Origin of the sequence: Rhizobium sp. CSW-27, from assembly GCF_018760785.1 — a bacterium.
Lineage (GTDB): Bacteria > Pseudomonadota > Alphaproteobacteria > Rhizobiales > Rhizobiaceae > Neorhizobium.
In genome coordinates this window covers 1-12,223 of record NZ_JAHHZO010000033.1, presented here as the reverse complement: position 1 = coordinate 12,223, position 12,223 = coordinate 1, and the positions used below count along the sequence as shown (strand labels likewise).

Here is a 12,223-nt window from a genome sequence, read left to right as displayed (position 1 = left end):
TCGGCCGCGGCCTCTTCGGCCCGCTGCTGTCCTTCCGTGACCTGCCGCAGGATATCCGCCTGCCGCGCATAGGCTTCCGACACCTGGTCGATCTGGCTGCGCTGGTCGGCCGACAGCTGGATGCTGGCGAGATCCGTCTGCCCCTTCCGGCGCGCTTCCTCCCGCAGATCGGCCAGCGCCACCTGTTCGAGGTCGAGCGCCATGCGCCGCTTTTCCTGCTCGCGATAGGTCAGGCCGATGATTTCCTGTTCCTCGATCAATGCGGCCGTGCGGTCGCGGATCGCCTGAATGTCGCCGTCAAACCGGCTGTCAGCCGTTGGCTTGATCGAGCTTGCGCCCGAACGTCCGGATTTGTTGCGGGCGTCAGAGGCCGCGACATTGGCCGCCGCCTGCGCCTTGATCTGATCTTCCGGCAGGAAGCCACCCTTTTCCGCCAGATCCTTGCGGATCGAGGCGATCTCCTTCTCGATTGCCAACTGTTCACGGCTCAAACCGTTCTGGCGCTGAGCCTCTTCCGAATAGGCCTTGCCGATCCGCAGCATCTCCTCGCCTTGCGCACGCGAGGCGGCATACTGCTTGTAGCCCGCAATCTGCTCTTCTGAGAGCGCCGAGCCTGTCGTGCCCGCCAACTCCGCACGGGCGGCCTTGGCGCCTTCAACAACTTCCTTCAGACGATCCAGCAGCGGCGCAAACGCATCCGCCACCCCCTGAAAGTCCGGGTTGGAATTTGCCAGCGCATAAAGTGCGTTCTTGGCACCGGCTGCGCTGACACTGCCATTGTCGAGACCGACCTTCAGTTCCTCGAGCTGCGCGAGCTGCTCAGGCGAGATCGTATCGCGATCGACGTTCCTGAACAGGTTGTCGAACAGGTCGGCAACCGCCGTTGAAGCCTCGGCCGCTGCATCGCTCGTTGCAGCCACTTCCTTGCGCAGTTTGTTGACCAGGACCGCGTTGATACGGTCGCCGGCATCTTCCGTCTTCCGGGCGGCTTCGTTTGCCGCCTCCCCCATCCGCTTCAGGCGCTCCTCAAACAGAGCCGCCCCTTCGCTGGCTTCCGTGGAGCCGGAATAGAACAGTGCCAGCGCCCCGACAGCCGTAGCGCCGATCACCGCGCCAATCGGGCCTGCGGCGACAGTGAGGCCACTCATAGCGGTTGCGAGGCCTGCAATCGTACCGGCCGCGCGAATGGCGGCAATAAACCGGAACACGGCTGTGGTGGCGAGCCCGAGGCTGGTGATCATTCCGGCGATGGAACGGCCGACCAGGGTGCCGGCAATGATTGCCGCGACCTTCAGCACCACATCTGCCGTCTGCTCGAAATTGTCCGCGAGCGCATTGAGGCCGGCGACCAGGCGCGCGCTGGCGCCAAGGCTTTCGTCGGTCTGGCCGATATATCTGGTGAAGGCGTTGTTCACCTTCGTCATGCCCTGCTCGATCGTCTGCGTGGCATTGGCGGCCATGGCCTGAATGCTCGGCAGTCCTTTGAGGAAGGCCTGAAAGAACTGCTGCCCCGACACCTTGCCGTCGTTGACCAGCTGCTTCAGCTTCGACACCGATCCGCCGGCCTCATCGAGACCATTGGCAACCGCCATCAGGATCGGCCGCGCGCCTTCATTGATCGAGTTGAATTCTTCCGCCTGCACGCGGGTCTGGCCGAGCAGCTGCCCGAGCTGGGTCAGCGCGCCGGAAGCTTCCGATGCACTCTTGCCCTCCACCTTCAGCGCCGTTGCCACGCCGTCCGAGAACTTGAGCAATTCGCCCTGGCTCGCTCCCAGGACGTCGGAGGCCTGCGAGGCCTTGCCGAACAGATCTGCCAGCGCCCCGATCGGCGCGGCATTATCCTGAGCCGACTGATAGAGACGATCGAGAACCGCCGTCTGGTTATCGCCAACCACGCCAGCGACAGCCAGGCTGTTCTTTGCCGTCGTCCAGGCGTCGGCATAGCGCTGAACGGCATCCACCGACAGCGCGGCGCCAATGCCGAGAAGCGGCGTTGCAAGGCTATGGGCCATGTTGCGGCCGATATTGTCCAGGCGCTTGTTCGTCGCAAGCCACGTCGTCTCGACCTTGCGGGCCGTCTGCGCCGTAACGCCGTTGACCTTCTGCAGGTCTTTCATGAAGGGATTAAGCTCCATGCGCATGACAGCGCGAAGCTCATCAAGGGTGACGGCCATGATGGGTCCTGTGCAGGTTTATGGGATGGGAGGCGCGCGTGGCAGCAAAGGCTGCCAAAGTCGATCAAGGGCGCATCGTCAAGCATCGCTATCGCGGGCATCGTATTGGCAAAAGCTATCTCGGCTTTGCGCGTCCATGTCGGCCATTCGGATCAGGTCCACCGTGCACTGAAAGTGGACAAAGGGCAGTGATTAAGCAGAAGTGGTGGTTTTGGGCCTGCTCGTCATCCTACTCCTCGTCGTGCTGGTTTCTGCAGGCCCGCATATCGCCCGCGCCCTTGGCGCGACTTAATCTTATTCGCTTAGCTTTCTCAACATGCTCGCGCTGAATGCTATGGTTGCCTCTGACGTTTCGGAGGGGAGCATGATCACTATTCGCTTTTTACTGGCATCGGCCTTGCTCGCTTCCGCTATCGCACCGGCGCATGCACATGGCGGGGGGTGCCGTAAGAGCTCGCCGCCTGGCCAGTGTTGCCACATGGACAACAAAGCGGGACGTGTTCACTGCCATTAAACCAGTGCTCACTGGATCTAATCCTTGGGGCCATCAACCACAGGAACAGCTTCAGCTATTTCGGAGGTTTAGCTCCTTACGCGCTGCCTGTAGATCAATCTTCGCGTTATATCCATGTTTCTGCAGTAGATGGAGAAGGTGCGAGCCAGAAAACAGGCTTATCGGCTTGCCCGAGGCGAACTGATGAGCGTCCGGCCCGTAATCGGCAGTCGAGATCAGGATGCCTCTTGAGGCTCCTTCATGCTGCACTGTCCCGTACAGGTCCCGCACGGCTGATACCCCAACAGTCTTTGTATATCTCTTCGCCTGGATAACGATCTTCCCGCCTGTGATCGGATCCGGATCAAACGCTACGGCATCCACACCGCCGTCGCTGCTTGCCTGTGTTATCTTCACCTCGCCACCCCTGGAGGCAAACTCCTTCTCGAACAACTCACGGATCAGGTGCTCGAAGTCACCCCAGTCCATTGCGGCAATGTTGGTGGCGGTGTCGAGGCTTGCGATGACCTCCTTTGAATCGATAAAGCGCTTGTCCTGCTTATTCATTTCCATGACAGGGGCGATCGGCGCCAGGGCCGCGAGAGACGAAGCTGATACGCCTTTCAAGCTCTTGAAGCATGCTTTCGGGTCCACTCTTCCGAGATCGATCTGCTCAAATTCTGCCTTCGTGACGAGAACGGACATGATGCAGCTACGGGTATCCTTGCCAGTGGCGCGATTCACGCTCGTCGAAAAACCATTGAAAAGGATGGTCTCAAGGTTTCCATGCTCATCGGCCTCGAACAGCTCGTGGAGAGTGCGCAGGCAAATCTGGTAGCAGGCCGAATCGAAGCTCGCTTTTTGCTCCCTGTCTGACAGATGCGTCTCTTTGACTTCTCCCGTAGAGGGCGTGAATTTCACCGACTTCAGCGTCGGCATTTTATCGAGAGATGGAAGCTCGTATTCAATCTGAAGCAGCTTTGCTGGAGCGGGTTGATAATCAAGCTCGTAGGATTTCTCGAAAAGTCCTCCATAGTCAGAGGCATCGAGTACCAGACTGGCGTGTTCGATTACAGCCCTCGGCTCGCCGGCTTGTACATCCTGAGCAAGCTGATCGATCTTCGAATTGCCTGCATCTTGGGCGGCCATGAACTCATCGCGCTTTCGCTTGCAGTCGGCTTCATACTGTTCTTTTGCTTGGCGCCACTCGTCGACCTTGGCGTTGTGAAGAGCGATTGCCTCCTCCGTCTTCCGTTTCCAGTCCTCCTTGTCCGCTTCGTAGAGCGCGCGAGCTTGCTCCAGTTTCCTGGCGCGCCGGCCGAAAATGACATCCCAGAAGGAGATATGAGGACCAAAAAAGATCGGCTCGCCGATAGATTTGCGAGAAGGTTTAGGCACGTGAAAAGACATGGGACCTGTGTAAGATGACCTGTCTTTCAAATTTTCCCAGTCAACTCGATCATTGCGGCTGAGGGTCCAGTCGAGGATCTTGCTGACAGCGAGTAACTTCGCGCCCGCTTCCGCTGTCATCGCATCGCAGGCTTCCTTGCTGGCGGCGAGCTGAGACTTACGATATTGCTCATCGGCAAGCCTGTCCCACCGGTCAAGCAGCTCTCGAACCTTAATCTCAAGAAGGTAAATCTCGGGAGCGCTGACCTGCTTGTGAAGGCCCAGTTCAGTCTGCCAGAAATCGATTGAATAGCGCAGGATGCGCTGACCATTGGCACTCCATTTTGCCTCGATCTCACCGACCTTCAATGCTTTGATATATCTGGACCGATAAGAAACCTGGACCATTGTACGCCCCCTTGAAATTGCGATCAGAGAGAAGCAAATCCCTGGTTGCGCGTCCAGTGGCTAACCAGTTTTTGCATTGAAGCGCTCTGCGGTGCGCAGTCCTCTGTAGCGTGCAGGCTCAACGCTGGTCCACTCCAGCACCGTCCTGCGGCTGCTTAAGCTCAAGGGAGGTCGTTAAGCCGGAGCCCATTGATAGATTGTGGTTTGTGGATGCCATGCGGTAGCCACTTTATTTTCAGTTCGTAATGACCGCAATGGGCCGATTTTAGACACTCTGCGTTAGGATGTTGCGGCCTGAATTTTCCGGCTGAGGACACTGAGTTGTAGTCTCTCGAAGGCGACCATAGCAATCTCGCAAGCCGGCCCCCTACCCCGCCAACCTCCTCAACATCGCCTGATGCTCCTCAAAGCTCGGCGCGACCGGCACCTCTTCCGCGCCATTGGCCTTGGCATAGCCATCCGCACAGGCGGCAAACGCCCACAACATCATGCTGTCCACCTCAGACGGCGCAAATCCCATGATGGCGCCGAGGCCGTAAAAATCCGAGAAGACCAGGCGCCCGTCGCCCTCGTCTTCCCGGTCTACGGCTTTCCCGGCTTTTCGCCCTCCGGGGCCGTGAGCGCATGATGCAGGATAGCGGCTGCGATCCCGACATTATCGACCAGGGGCGAGCGCGCCAGGTCATCGACATAGCGAGTGACCATGCCGAAGGCGTCAGTGGGCGTCATGCCGGCGCCAATCAGCCCGAGGCGAATGGTCTCGCGAACATCCTCGACGCGCCAGTCACCGCCAATGCCGCGCAACAGCGCATAGGCGTTGAAGTCCGCGAGGAAGTCCGGATCGGAGGCACCGAGGGGATAATTCTCCGGGTCCGGCCGCCTGGCATTGGCCGCCTGCGGCTGCGAGGCCATGAGGCGGGCCAGAATGGTGGCGGGTCCGGCACTGCAGGCGAGCTGCAGCTCCTGCAGTTGGCCGATTGCCAAACGGAAGGCCATGCTTTTGCCAGCGAATGGAAGGGTGAGTGGCGCGCTCATGCCGCACCGACCCAGACCACTTCACCGTCCGACTGCAGGGCGATGGTGCAGGAGACATAACCTTTGCCTTCCTTGGCAATGCCAAGCGACGTGATCACGTAGCGCCCGGCATAGTACCCGCCGCCCTGTCCTGCCGGCAGATCGATCAGCACGCGGGCATCGATCGGTTCGCCCGACAGCTGCTGGTCGCGCAGGCGCCCGTAGCTCATCGGGTCCATGGTGCCGGCACCATTGATGCTGGCCGACAGCGTATCGACGGAACGCAGCACCCAGCCCGGCGCATCGGGGTTTTCGCAATTGGGGTCGGTGGCATCGGTGGTGGTCGCCTCGACGGTAAAATCCTGCGAGGTGTTGATGGTGCAGGCATGCGAGAAGGCCTGCGGATCGGCGCCGTCGCCAAACTGCACCAATAGCTTCTTAGTCGTCGCCATGACGATGGTCTCCATATTCAGGGGATGGTGGGATTTTGCAGTCAGTCCGTCTGCGGCTGGGTCTCAACCGACAGTTCAAGGCGCGCTCGGCGGGTGACGCCATCGGGGTCGCGGCTGAAGGTGATGTTTTCGACGCGCATGCGGTCGAGGACATGCCCGGCAATCGCCAGGTCCTGTTCGTGAAGGCCGATACGCAGGCGACCTGCAATGCCCTTGACTTCCGGGTATCCGATCGCCCGTGACCAAACATTGAGATTGATGAAGGTGGTCGAGCGATCAAAGCATTCTTCGTCGATCGGCACGAGCTGGCCGTCGGCAATCGAGATGTAAGGGAAGTCCGCCCCGGTATCGGCAATGCGCTCGGCTGCCGCCGGCACATCGTCATAGACGCGGCCTTCGACGTCATCGCGCGTCAGCTCCGCCACGCGGGCCACCAGCGCCACCTGAATGGCCAGGCTCGGATCCTCGCTCATCCCTTGCCCGCCGTTTTCAGCGCCCGGCGCACGGCAGCCCGAACGCGCGCCCTCGCCTTTTTCTTGCGCACCCGGATTGCCGGCAGGAAGAACGGATTGGCCGGCATCCCCTCGCGGCCGAACTCCTGGGCAAGGGCATAATCATATTCCGGGACGGCATAGTCGCTGTCGCGCACCGGCTTGGTGGTGGCATCGCCCCCGGCCCGGATGACGACGCCGATTTCCGGGTCGGGCAAGGGTTCGGAACGAATGGTGCCGGCAAGTGTGAGATCATCCTTCGGCACCAGCGAGCGCTGCAGCATGTTGATCTCGCGGCCCTGCAGCATCAGCTCCGCCTTGGCGCGTTTGCGCACCTCGGCCGGTATCCGCTCCAGGCGCCGGCGTAGTTTTTCCAATCCGATGAACTTCATGAGGCAACCCCGCTGATGACGGTGAGAAAGACGCAAAGGGGATCGGTGACGGCATCCACCTCGCGGATCGCATAGACCGTGCCGCGCCTGACATCGCGCAGCTGCCAGTCTGTCCCGATGGTTTTGGACAAAAGATCCTTGCGCAGGCGGACTTTCAGGATGGCGCGTCCCTGCAGGCGCTCGGCCACAACCGCCTCACTTCCACCGGCATAGACAAAGGCTGCCCGGCGCTGGAACTGCTCGGCAAAGTCCGCGCGATAATTGCCTGCGCCATCACTGACACGCTCACGCTTGTCGAGTGCCACCCGTTCGTTCAGACTGCCGGCATCAATCATCGCCGCCTGCCTTTGGCGCCGATCGCTCCGCCCTCACCGTCACGGCCGCCTTTGCGGCAAGCGCCTGGTCGGCGCAGTCGCGTTTGACCGTGTAGGTTTGACCGGCCTTGTAAGCGATGGTCACGCCGAACACGGGCGGCCGGTAGTCAAAATCCTTGAGGAACCGGACACGGGCCATGGCCGCTCCTATCGATAGATGCGGTAGGGCTGCAAAAGCGCATCGACCGCAAAGGGGAGAGTGACAGCGCTTTGCCCGATCACCACGGCCTCGCGGTTCCGATACCAGTGCGCAACGAGAAGCAGGATCGCAAAGCGGATGGGTTCGGGCACATTCGCCACCCAGACCGCCGGTGCGCCAACCGTCTTTGCGCAGCCGACCCGATAGCGGATGATGACCCGCTGATTGCGACCGGAGACGAACGGCCAGGCGCCGGACAAGGGATAAACACCACCCGCGTCGATCTCGTATTCTGCCGGTGGGATCGTCTCAAAGCTATCGGCACCCACCCGAACCCGGATTGATACCAGCTCCAGCACCGGGCTGAACGGCAGGTGGATATAGCCGTCAGCCTCGGAGTGGAAGTCTTCCATGGCATAATCGAGTGTCTGGATGCCAAGCGCCCGCCCGAGCCAGCCGGTCGGCCCATCGATCCAGGTCGTGGCGGCCAGAATGAGGCCTTCGACATAGGCCTCGTCTTCCTCTGGCAGTTCGGCCAGGTGCCGGCGGGCATCGTCCAGCGTGACGATCGGCACGGGCGGTTCAATTACCCTCAGATCGACCGCCATCACTTCTTGCCCTTGGCGTCGGCCGTCTTATAGGCGTCGAGCTGCTTTTCCAGATCGGCAATGCGCGCGGCTTTTTCGTTCAGTTCCGATCGCAGGGTTTCCAGCTCGGCTGCCTGAGAGCTCTTGGCTGCCGCCCTCTCCTGCTCGGCCGCTTTCTGTGATGCCTCGGCCGCCAGCCGCTGTGCCTCGCGTTCGGCTTCTGCCTTGGCCTCGGCCTTGGCGTCATAGGCAACAAAACTGCCCTTCTGCAGGAGCGCCTTGCCCAGACGGTCATCGACCGTGATCACCTCGCCCCGGCGCACATTGCCATAGTCGCCATACGAGCTGCGCTTTGCTTTGATTTCCATGTGGGTTCTCCATTGGCGAGCAGGCGGGCAGAACAATGCTGCCCGCCGTCATCCGCCGATCGCGGTTGATCAGGCGGCAAGCGCCGTGGTGAAGTCGCCGGCAACCAGCGCCTTCGGCCGCTTGACGGCGAGCGCCAGGCGCTTTTCGGCGCGGACGGTGAGCATGTTCTTGACGAAGTTGTCGCGGTCTTCGGACGAGATCGCGACTTCCGTATCCATGCGGTCCCAGACCTTGGCGGCCATCTTGAAGGCACCCGCCAGAAACTCGTCCTGCGCCATCGCCTGCGTGGAGATGACCGGCCGCCCCCACAGCTGAGGCCCGAGCATCTGAATGATGGTGGCAAACAGATAACGGTTCTCGCCATCCTTGGTGAGCTCGATATCGGCCCAGTCGATCGGATTGAGCACAATGCCATCGGCGGGATATTCGGCGAGCGAGGCCTGAAGCAGCGCCAGGCGCAGCACATCGATCTTGGTCTTGGCTGCAACCGTAATGCCCGCCGGCTCGGTATAGTCGGTTGCCTGCGGCACCAGACCATGCAGGTTCTGCCCGAGACCGTCGCCCTTCAGGATCTGGGCTTCCTCGACAAAATCGAGACCATAGCGCAGCTCACCGTCGATCTCGCTCTGCAGCTGGGGAATGTCGTCCATCGCCTGGCGCGACACCGGCACCCAATGGGCAATGGTGCGCACCGGCGCATCGGCCGGCTCATAGGTGTAATTCGATTCCGGCTTCAAGGCGGCTTCGGCAACTGCGGCTGCCGCATTCACCCGCGCCACCATGCGGGCATATTCGATGCTGTTCGAGGTGGTGGTGCCGACCTGCAGGAGCTGGCGGATGAAGAACTGCCGGCGCGGCATGCCGACCACTTCCGTGTCGCGCTGCGGGGTAATCAGCGCGCCGGCCGAACCGGCCGAGGTGGTGATGGCGTTCTGCACCGAGACATTGACGGTGCCCTTGGCGCCGGCTGCCACGAAGGCCTTCACATTGGCATGGTCACCGACCAACTGGCCGAGCGATTTCGGCTCATCCTGTGTGCCGCTACGGCGCGAGGCCAGCCGCTGTTCGAGATCCGTGTTGCGGGTCGAAAGCTGCTCGACCTTTTCCGTCAGCCTGTTCTGGGTCTCGGCAAGCTTGGCCTGGTCGGACAAGAGCTTGTCGGCCTTCTGTTTGATCTCGTCGGAGACCGAGCCGGCAGACTTTGCCTGGCGCAGCGCCTCCTCGGCCGTCTGCTTGACGCCGTCGGAGACTTCCTTCAGCGACGCCTTCACGTCAGCCAGCAGCTTTTCCACATTGGCCTCGTTGCGGACGGAACCGATGATGCCGGCGGGAAGCGCGGTCATCAGGAGCGATGCCGGGAACGAAGGCATGCGGGCCTTTCGCATGTGGGCAGGATGAGCACCGACCATCATGACCATCGCCATCACGGGCGGATGGATCGTGGCGGCCGACGCAAGGTGCGCAACCAGGTCCGAAGACGGCATGGCAAAGCAGGCGGTGGCGATCACGGCAAGCGCGATCGCTCCGCAAAGAGCGACGAGTTTCATGGGAGATATGTCCTTTGGGTCCGGGCGTTAGACGGACGTTTTGAAGGTGTTGAGCGTAGACTTGAGGAGGTCGTTGACCTCCGACAGGACGGCAGCGTCGTGCATGCCGGTTGAGGCAGCGCCAGGCATGCCCCCTTTGAGAGCCGCAATCAGTTCGCGCCGCTCGGAACGCGGCACGTTGAGTTGCGCCAAGAGATCATCGACGCGGTGGGCGGCCACCCGCGTTTTCGCAGCGGCCGAGTTTTGCGGCGAGGCGGCGATTTCGTCAGAGGATAAAAGCGCATCGGCCAAACCCTTTTCGACCGCTTCTGCCCCGCCGATCCATGTTTCCCGGTCGAGCATCTTGGCGACCTCTTTGGCATCCATGCCCGAGCGTGCCACATAGATATCGACGGCGGCTGCATCGAAGGGTTCGAGGAAGTCGGCCACCTCGCGCAGCTGATGACGGTCGCCCTCGGCCACGACCCAGGCATTGTGGATCATCAGGAAGCCGGCACGCGCAATCTGCACCTCGTCGGCCGCCATGGCGATCACGGATGCGGCCGAGGCCGCGACGCCTAAGATCTTCACCGTCACCTTGGCCTTGTGTTCGCGAAGCGTGTTGTAGATCGCCAGGCCCTCAAAATAGTTGCCGCCGGGCGAGTTGATGTTGACGACGACATTCTGGTCGCCGATCGAACGCAGGGCTGCGGCCACACGTTTGGCCGTCACCCCCTCGCCCCAGGCGTCATTGCCGATCACATCGAGAACCGAGATCGTGTTCTCGACGGTCTCCGCCGTGCCGGCGGCCTGGCGGATATCGGGGTTCCAGTTCTCAAACGCCCGTGCCGTCACTTTCGAATGCAGGCCAGGGCGAATGCCGATGGCGGCACTCGGGAGAATACGAAGGGTCATGCGGCCACCTTGTCTGTTTCACCTTGCAACCAGGCGCGCATTGCCGCGCGGGCTGTATTGCCATCACTTGCGGCGCCCAGGACTGAGAGCGGCGCAAGGTTGGTCTGGGCTGTCAGCTCATCCCCGCCCTCGACGCGTGGCAGGTTGAGCTTTGCCCGACCTTCATTGCGCGTCATCAGACCGTTTTGCGTCATGACCGACAGGAACGAGGCTTTGGCGGCACTGTCCATCTGCAGCAGCGCCTCGCGGTTGAACTCGGCATAACGGCGCCGATTGCCGCTCGGGCGGATCAGCTGCTTTTTGATGCGCGCCTCGATCCGATCACAGAGCGGATCAATGCCGAGCGTCAGCCAGGCGAGCAGGATCTGCTCGACGCCCGAGCCCCACATCGTCTGGCCTTGCGCGGCATGGCCGATGATGATCGGCGGCATGCCGAACCAGCGGCACATTTCTTCCACCGAGAAGCGGTGGTTTTCCAGCATCTGCGCATCGACCGGCGACAGCGACAGCCGGTCGTATTTGAGGCCGGCTTCCAGGATCATCAGCTTGCCGGCATTGGAAGAACCGACAAACCGGCTCATGATCCCCTCAAGGTCGGCCCGCTGCGTCTTGTCGAGGATCTTTTCCGAGGACAGGATGCCGCTTGCCTGCAACCCCTTGCCAAACAGCCGGCCGGCCGCCTCGTCAATCGCAATCGCCGAGCCAAAGGTCTGCGACCCGAACTGGATGGGAGAGAGGCCGACATCACCACCAAAGCCAAAGCCCTTCAGGTGAAAGACCTTGTCGCGTGGCAGGATCTCGCTCTTTCCGCGATCGATGACGTTGAACTTCAAGGCACCGTCTGCATCGCGGAAGGGGTGGCAATGGGTGCTGGGCATTGGCTGCAGCGCGCTCAAGCGCGTGCCGATCTCGACCTTTTCCGCATAGGCATTGCCCGTGGTCATCAACCAGGCGACCATGGTTTCCCAGAATTCGAGCGGCGTCTGGTCTTCGTTCGGGCTTTCGCACAAGACATCGACCAAGGCGTCGTCGGCCTCGACCTTCACCCTGCTATTGTCGCCGCGCTTCTCAAAGATCGACAGCGGCAGGCAGGACACCGCCTGCGCTGTCAGCCGCACGCAGGCCCAGACGGTGGCAAGCTGCATGGCCGTATTCAGCGTTACGGTTTTTCCGGCATGATTGCTGGTGCCAAAGGCTGCTGCCCATCCGGCACTGTCCTTTAGGCTCAATCGCTGGCTTTTCGTGGCCAGCTCCTCGCGCGTGACGTTGGATGGCGCGGAGGCAAGACCTCGTTTCTTCTTGTTCGCCATCAAAGACCTACCATGACAGGGTTGGAGAGGAAGTCGTCGAGGTTTTCCTCGGGACGTTGACGGCAGAGCGCGATCCCGACCGACATCGCCGTGGACACCATGCCGTCGATGCGCCCAAAGGCGTTTTCCTTGTCGAACATGCGGTGGCCGGTTCGGTTTTCCGCATAGACGACACTTGCCGCGCACAGAT

General features: G+C 61.3%; 15 protein-coding genes. All 15 read right to left on the bottom strand.

Features of this window, described 5'->3' with window-relative positions; translation table 11 throughout:
- Positions 1-2,174: tape measure protein (locus KLP42_RS26100; RefSeq protein ID WP_215571100.1), on the bottom strand; the 2,174-nt coding region annotated here is incomplete at its 3' end.
- A 565-nt stretch (positions 2,175-2,739) separates the two neighbouring features.
- The gene (locus KLP42_RS26095) at positions 2,740-4,464 is read right to left on the bottom strand and encodes a restriction endonuclease (RefSeq protein ID WP_215571099.1); all 1,725 of its coding nucleotides are present in this window, start codon (positions 4,462-4,464) and stop codon (positions 2,740-2,742) included.
- Between the two features lie 367 nt (positions 4,465-4,831).
- A complete protein-coding gene (locus KLP42_RS27185; RefSeq protein WP_286675515.1) occupies positions 4,832-4,954 on the bottom strand; it encodes a hypothetical protein in 123 nt (40 codons plus the stop codon).
- Between the two features lie 92 nt (positions 4,955-5,046).
- Complete coding sequence (locus tag KLP42_RS26090; protein WP_215571077.1) at positions 5,047-5,460, bottom strand: gene transfer agent family protein; 414 nt, start codon at positions 5,458-5,460, stop codon at positions 5,047-5,049.
- A 35-nt stretch (positions 5,461-5,495) separates the two neighbouring features.
- Complete coding sequence (locus KLP42_RS26085) at positions 5,496-5,930, bottom strand: phage tail tube protein (protein WP_215571098.1); 435 nt, start codon at positions 5,928-5,930, stop codon at positions 5,496-5,498.
- Positions 5,931-5,971: 41 nt separating this feature from the next.
- Positions 5,972-6,403 (bottom strand): DUF3168 domain-containing protein, encoded by a 432-nt coding sequence (locus KLP42_RS26080; protein ID WP_215571097.1) that lies wholly within the window; start codon positions 6,401-6,403, stop codon positions 5,972-5,974.
- The gene (locus KLP42_RS26075) at positions 6,400-6,813 is read right to left on the bottom strand and encodes a hypothetical protein (protein ID WP_215571096.1); all 414 of its coding nucleotides are present in this window, start codon (positions 6,811-6,813) and stop codon (positions 6,400-6,402) included. The genes KLP42_RS26080 and KLP42_RS26075 overlap by 4 nt, the downstream gene beginning before the upstream one ends.
- Positions 6,810-7,148: a phage head completion protein gene (locus KLP42_RS26070; protein WP_215571095.1), complete on the bottom strand. Its 339-nt coding sequence runs from the start codon at positions 7,146-7,148 to the stop codon at positions 6,810-6,812. The genes KLP42_RS26075 and KLP42_RS26070 overlap by 4 nt, the downstream gene beginning before the upstream one ends.
- A complete protein-coding gene (locus tag KLP42_RS26065; RefSeq protein WP_215571094.1) occupies positions 7,141-7,326 on the bottom strand; it encodes a hypothetical protein in 186 nt (61 codons plus the stop codon). The genes KLP42_RS26070 and KLP42_RS26065 overlap by 8 nt, the downstream gene beginning before the upstream one ends.
- Before the next feature lie 8 nt (positions 7,327-7,334).
- Complete coding sequence (locus tag KLP42_RS26060; RefSeq protein ID WP_215571093.1) at positions 7,335-7,934, bottom strand: head-tail connector protein; 600 nt, start codon at positions 7,932-7,934, stop codon at positions 7,335-7,337.
- Complete coding sequence (locus KLP42_RS26055) at positions 7,934-8,281, bottom strand: DUF7302 family protein (RefSeq protein ID WP_215571092.1); 348 nt, start codon at positions 8,279-8,281, stop codon at positions 7,934-7,936. Before KLP42_RS26055 ends, KLP42_RS26060 begins: the two co-directional genes overlap by 1 nt.
- Positions 8,282-8,350: 69 nt before the next feature.
- Positions 8,351-9,829 (bottom strand): phage major capsid protein, encoded by a 1,479-nt coding sequence (locus tag KLP42_RS26050; protein WP_215571091.1) that lies wholly within the window; start codon positions 9,827-9,829, stop codon positions 8,351-8,353.
- Between the two features lie 27 nt (positions 9,830-9,856).
- Positions 9,857-10,723, bottom strand: a complete 867-nt coding sequence (locus KLP42_RS26045; protein ID WP_215571090.1) for a head maturation protease, ClpP-related — start codon at positions 10,721-10,723, stop codon at positions 9,857-9,859.
- Complete coding sequence (locus KLP42_RS26040; RefSeq protein WP_215571089.1) at positions 10,720-12,033, bottom strand: phage portal protein; 1,314 nt, start codon at positions 12,031-12,033, stop codon at positions 10,720-10,722. Before KLP42_RS26040 ends, KLP42_RS26045 begins: the two co-directional genes overlap by 4 nt.
- On the bottom strand, positions 12,033-12,223 hold a 191-nt coding region (locus tag KLP42_RS26035; RefSeq protein ID WP_215571088.1), incomplete at its 5' end, for a hypothetical protein. The genes KLP42_RS26035 and KLP42_RS26040, both read right to left, overlap by 1 nt.

Bases quoted from the DNA above. Each gene is read 5' to 3' on its own strand.
- KLP42_RS26095 (WP_215571099.1), bottom strand. From the start codon at position 4,464: ATGGTCCAGGTTTCTTATCGGTCCAGATATATCAAAGCATTGAAGGTC.
- KLP42_RS27185 (WP_286675515.1), bottom strand. From the start codon at position 4,954: ATGATGTTGTGGGCGTTTGCCGCCTGTGCGGATGGCTATGCCAAGGCC.
- KLP42_RS26090 (WP_215571077.1), bottom strand. From the start codon at position 5,460: ATGGCCTTCCGTTTGGCAATCGGCCAACTGCAGGAGCTGCAGCTCGCC.
- KLP42_RS26085 (WP_215571098.1), bottom strand. From the start codon at position 5,930: ATGGCGACGACTAAGAAGCTATTGGTGCAGTTTGGCGACGGCGCCGAT.
- KLP42_RS26080 (WP_215571097.1), bottom strand. From the start codon at position 6,403: ATGAGCGAGGATCCGAGCCTGGCCATTCAGGTGGCGCTGGTGGCCCGC.
- KLP42_RS26075 (WP_215571096.1), bottom strand. From the start codon at position 6,813: ATGAAGTTCATCGGATTGGAAAAACTACGCCGGCGCCTGGAGCGGATA.
- KLP42_RS26070 (WP_215571095.1), bottom strand. From the start codon at position 7,148: ATGATTGATGCCGGCAGTCTGAACGAACGGGTGGCACTCGACAAGCGT.
- KLP42_RS26065 (WP_215571094.1), bottom strand. From the start codon at position 7,326: ATGGCCCGTGTCCGGTTCCTCAAGGATTTTGACTACCGGCCGCCCGTG.
- KLP42_RS26060 (WP_215571093.1), bottom strand. From the start codon at position 7,934: ATGGCGGTCGATCTGAGGGTAATTGAACCGCCCGTGCCGATCGTCACG.
- KLP42_RS26055 (WP_215571092.1), bottom strand. From the start codon at position 8,281: ATGGAAATCAAAGCAAAGCGCAGCTCGTATGGCGACTATGGCAATGTG.
- KLP42_RS26050 (WP_215571091.1), bottom strand. From the start codon at position 9,829: ATGAAACTCGTCGCTCTTTGCGGAGCGATCGCGCTTGCCGTGATCGCC.
- KLP42_RS26045 (WP_215571090.1), bottom strand. From the start codon at position 10,723: ATGACCCTTCGTATTCTCCCGAGTGCCGCCATCGGCATTCGCCCTGGC.
- KLP42_RS26040 (WP_215571089.1), bottom strand. From the start codon at position 12,033: ATGGCGAACAAGAAGAAACGAGGTCTTGCCTCCGCGCCATCCAACGTC.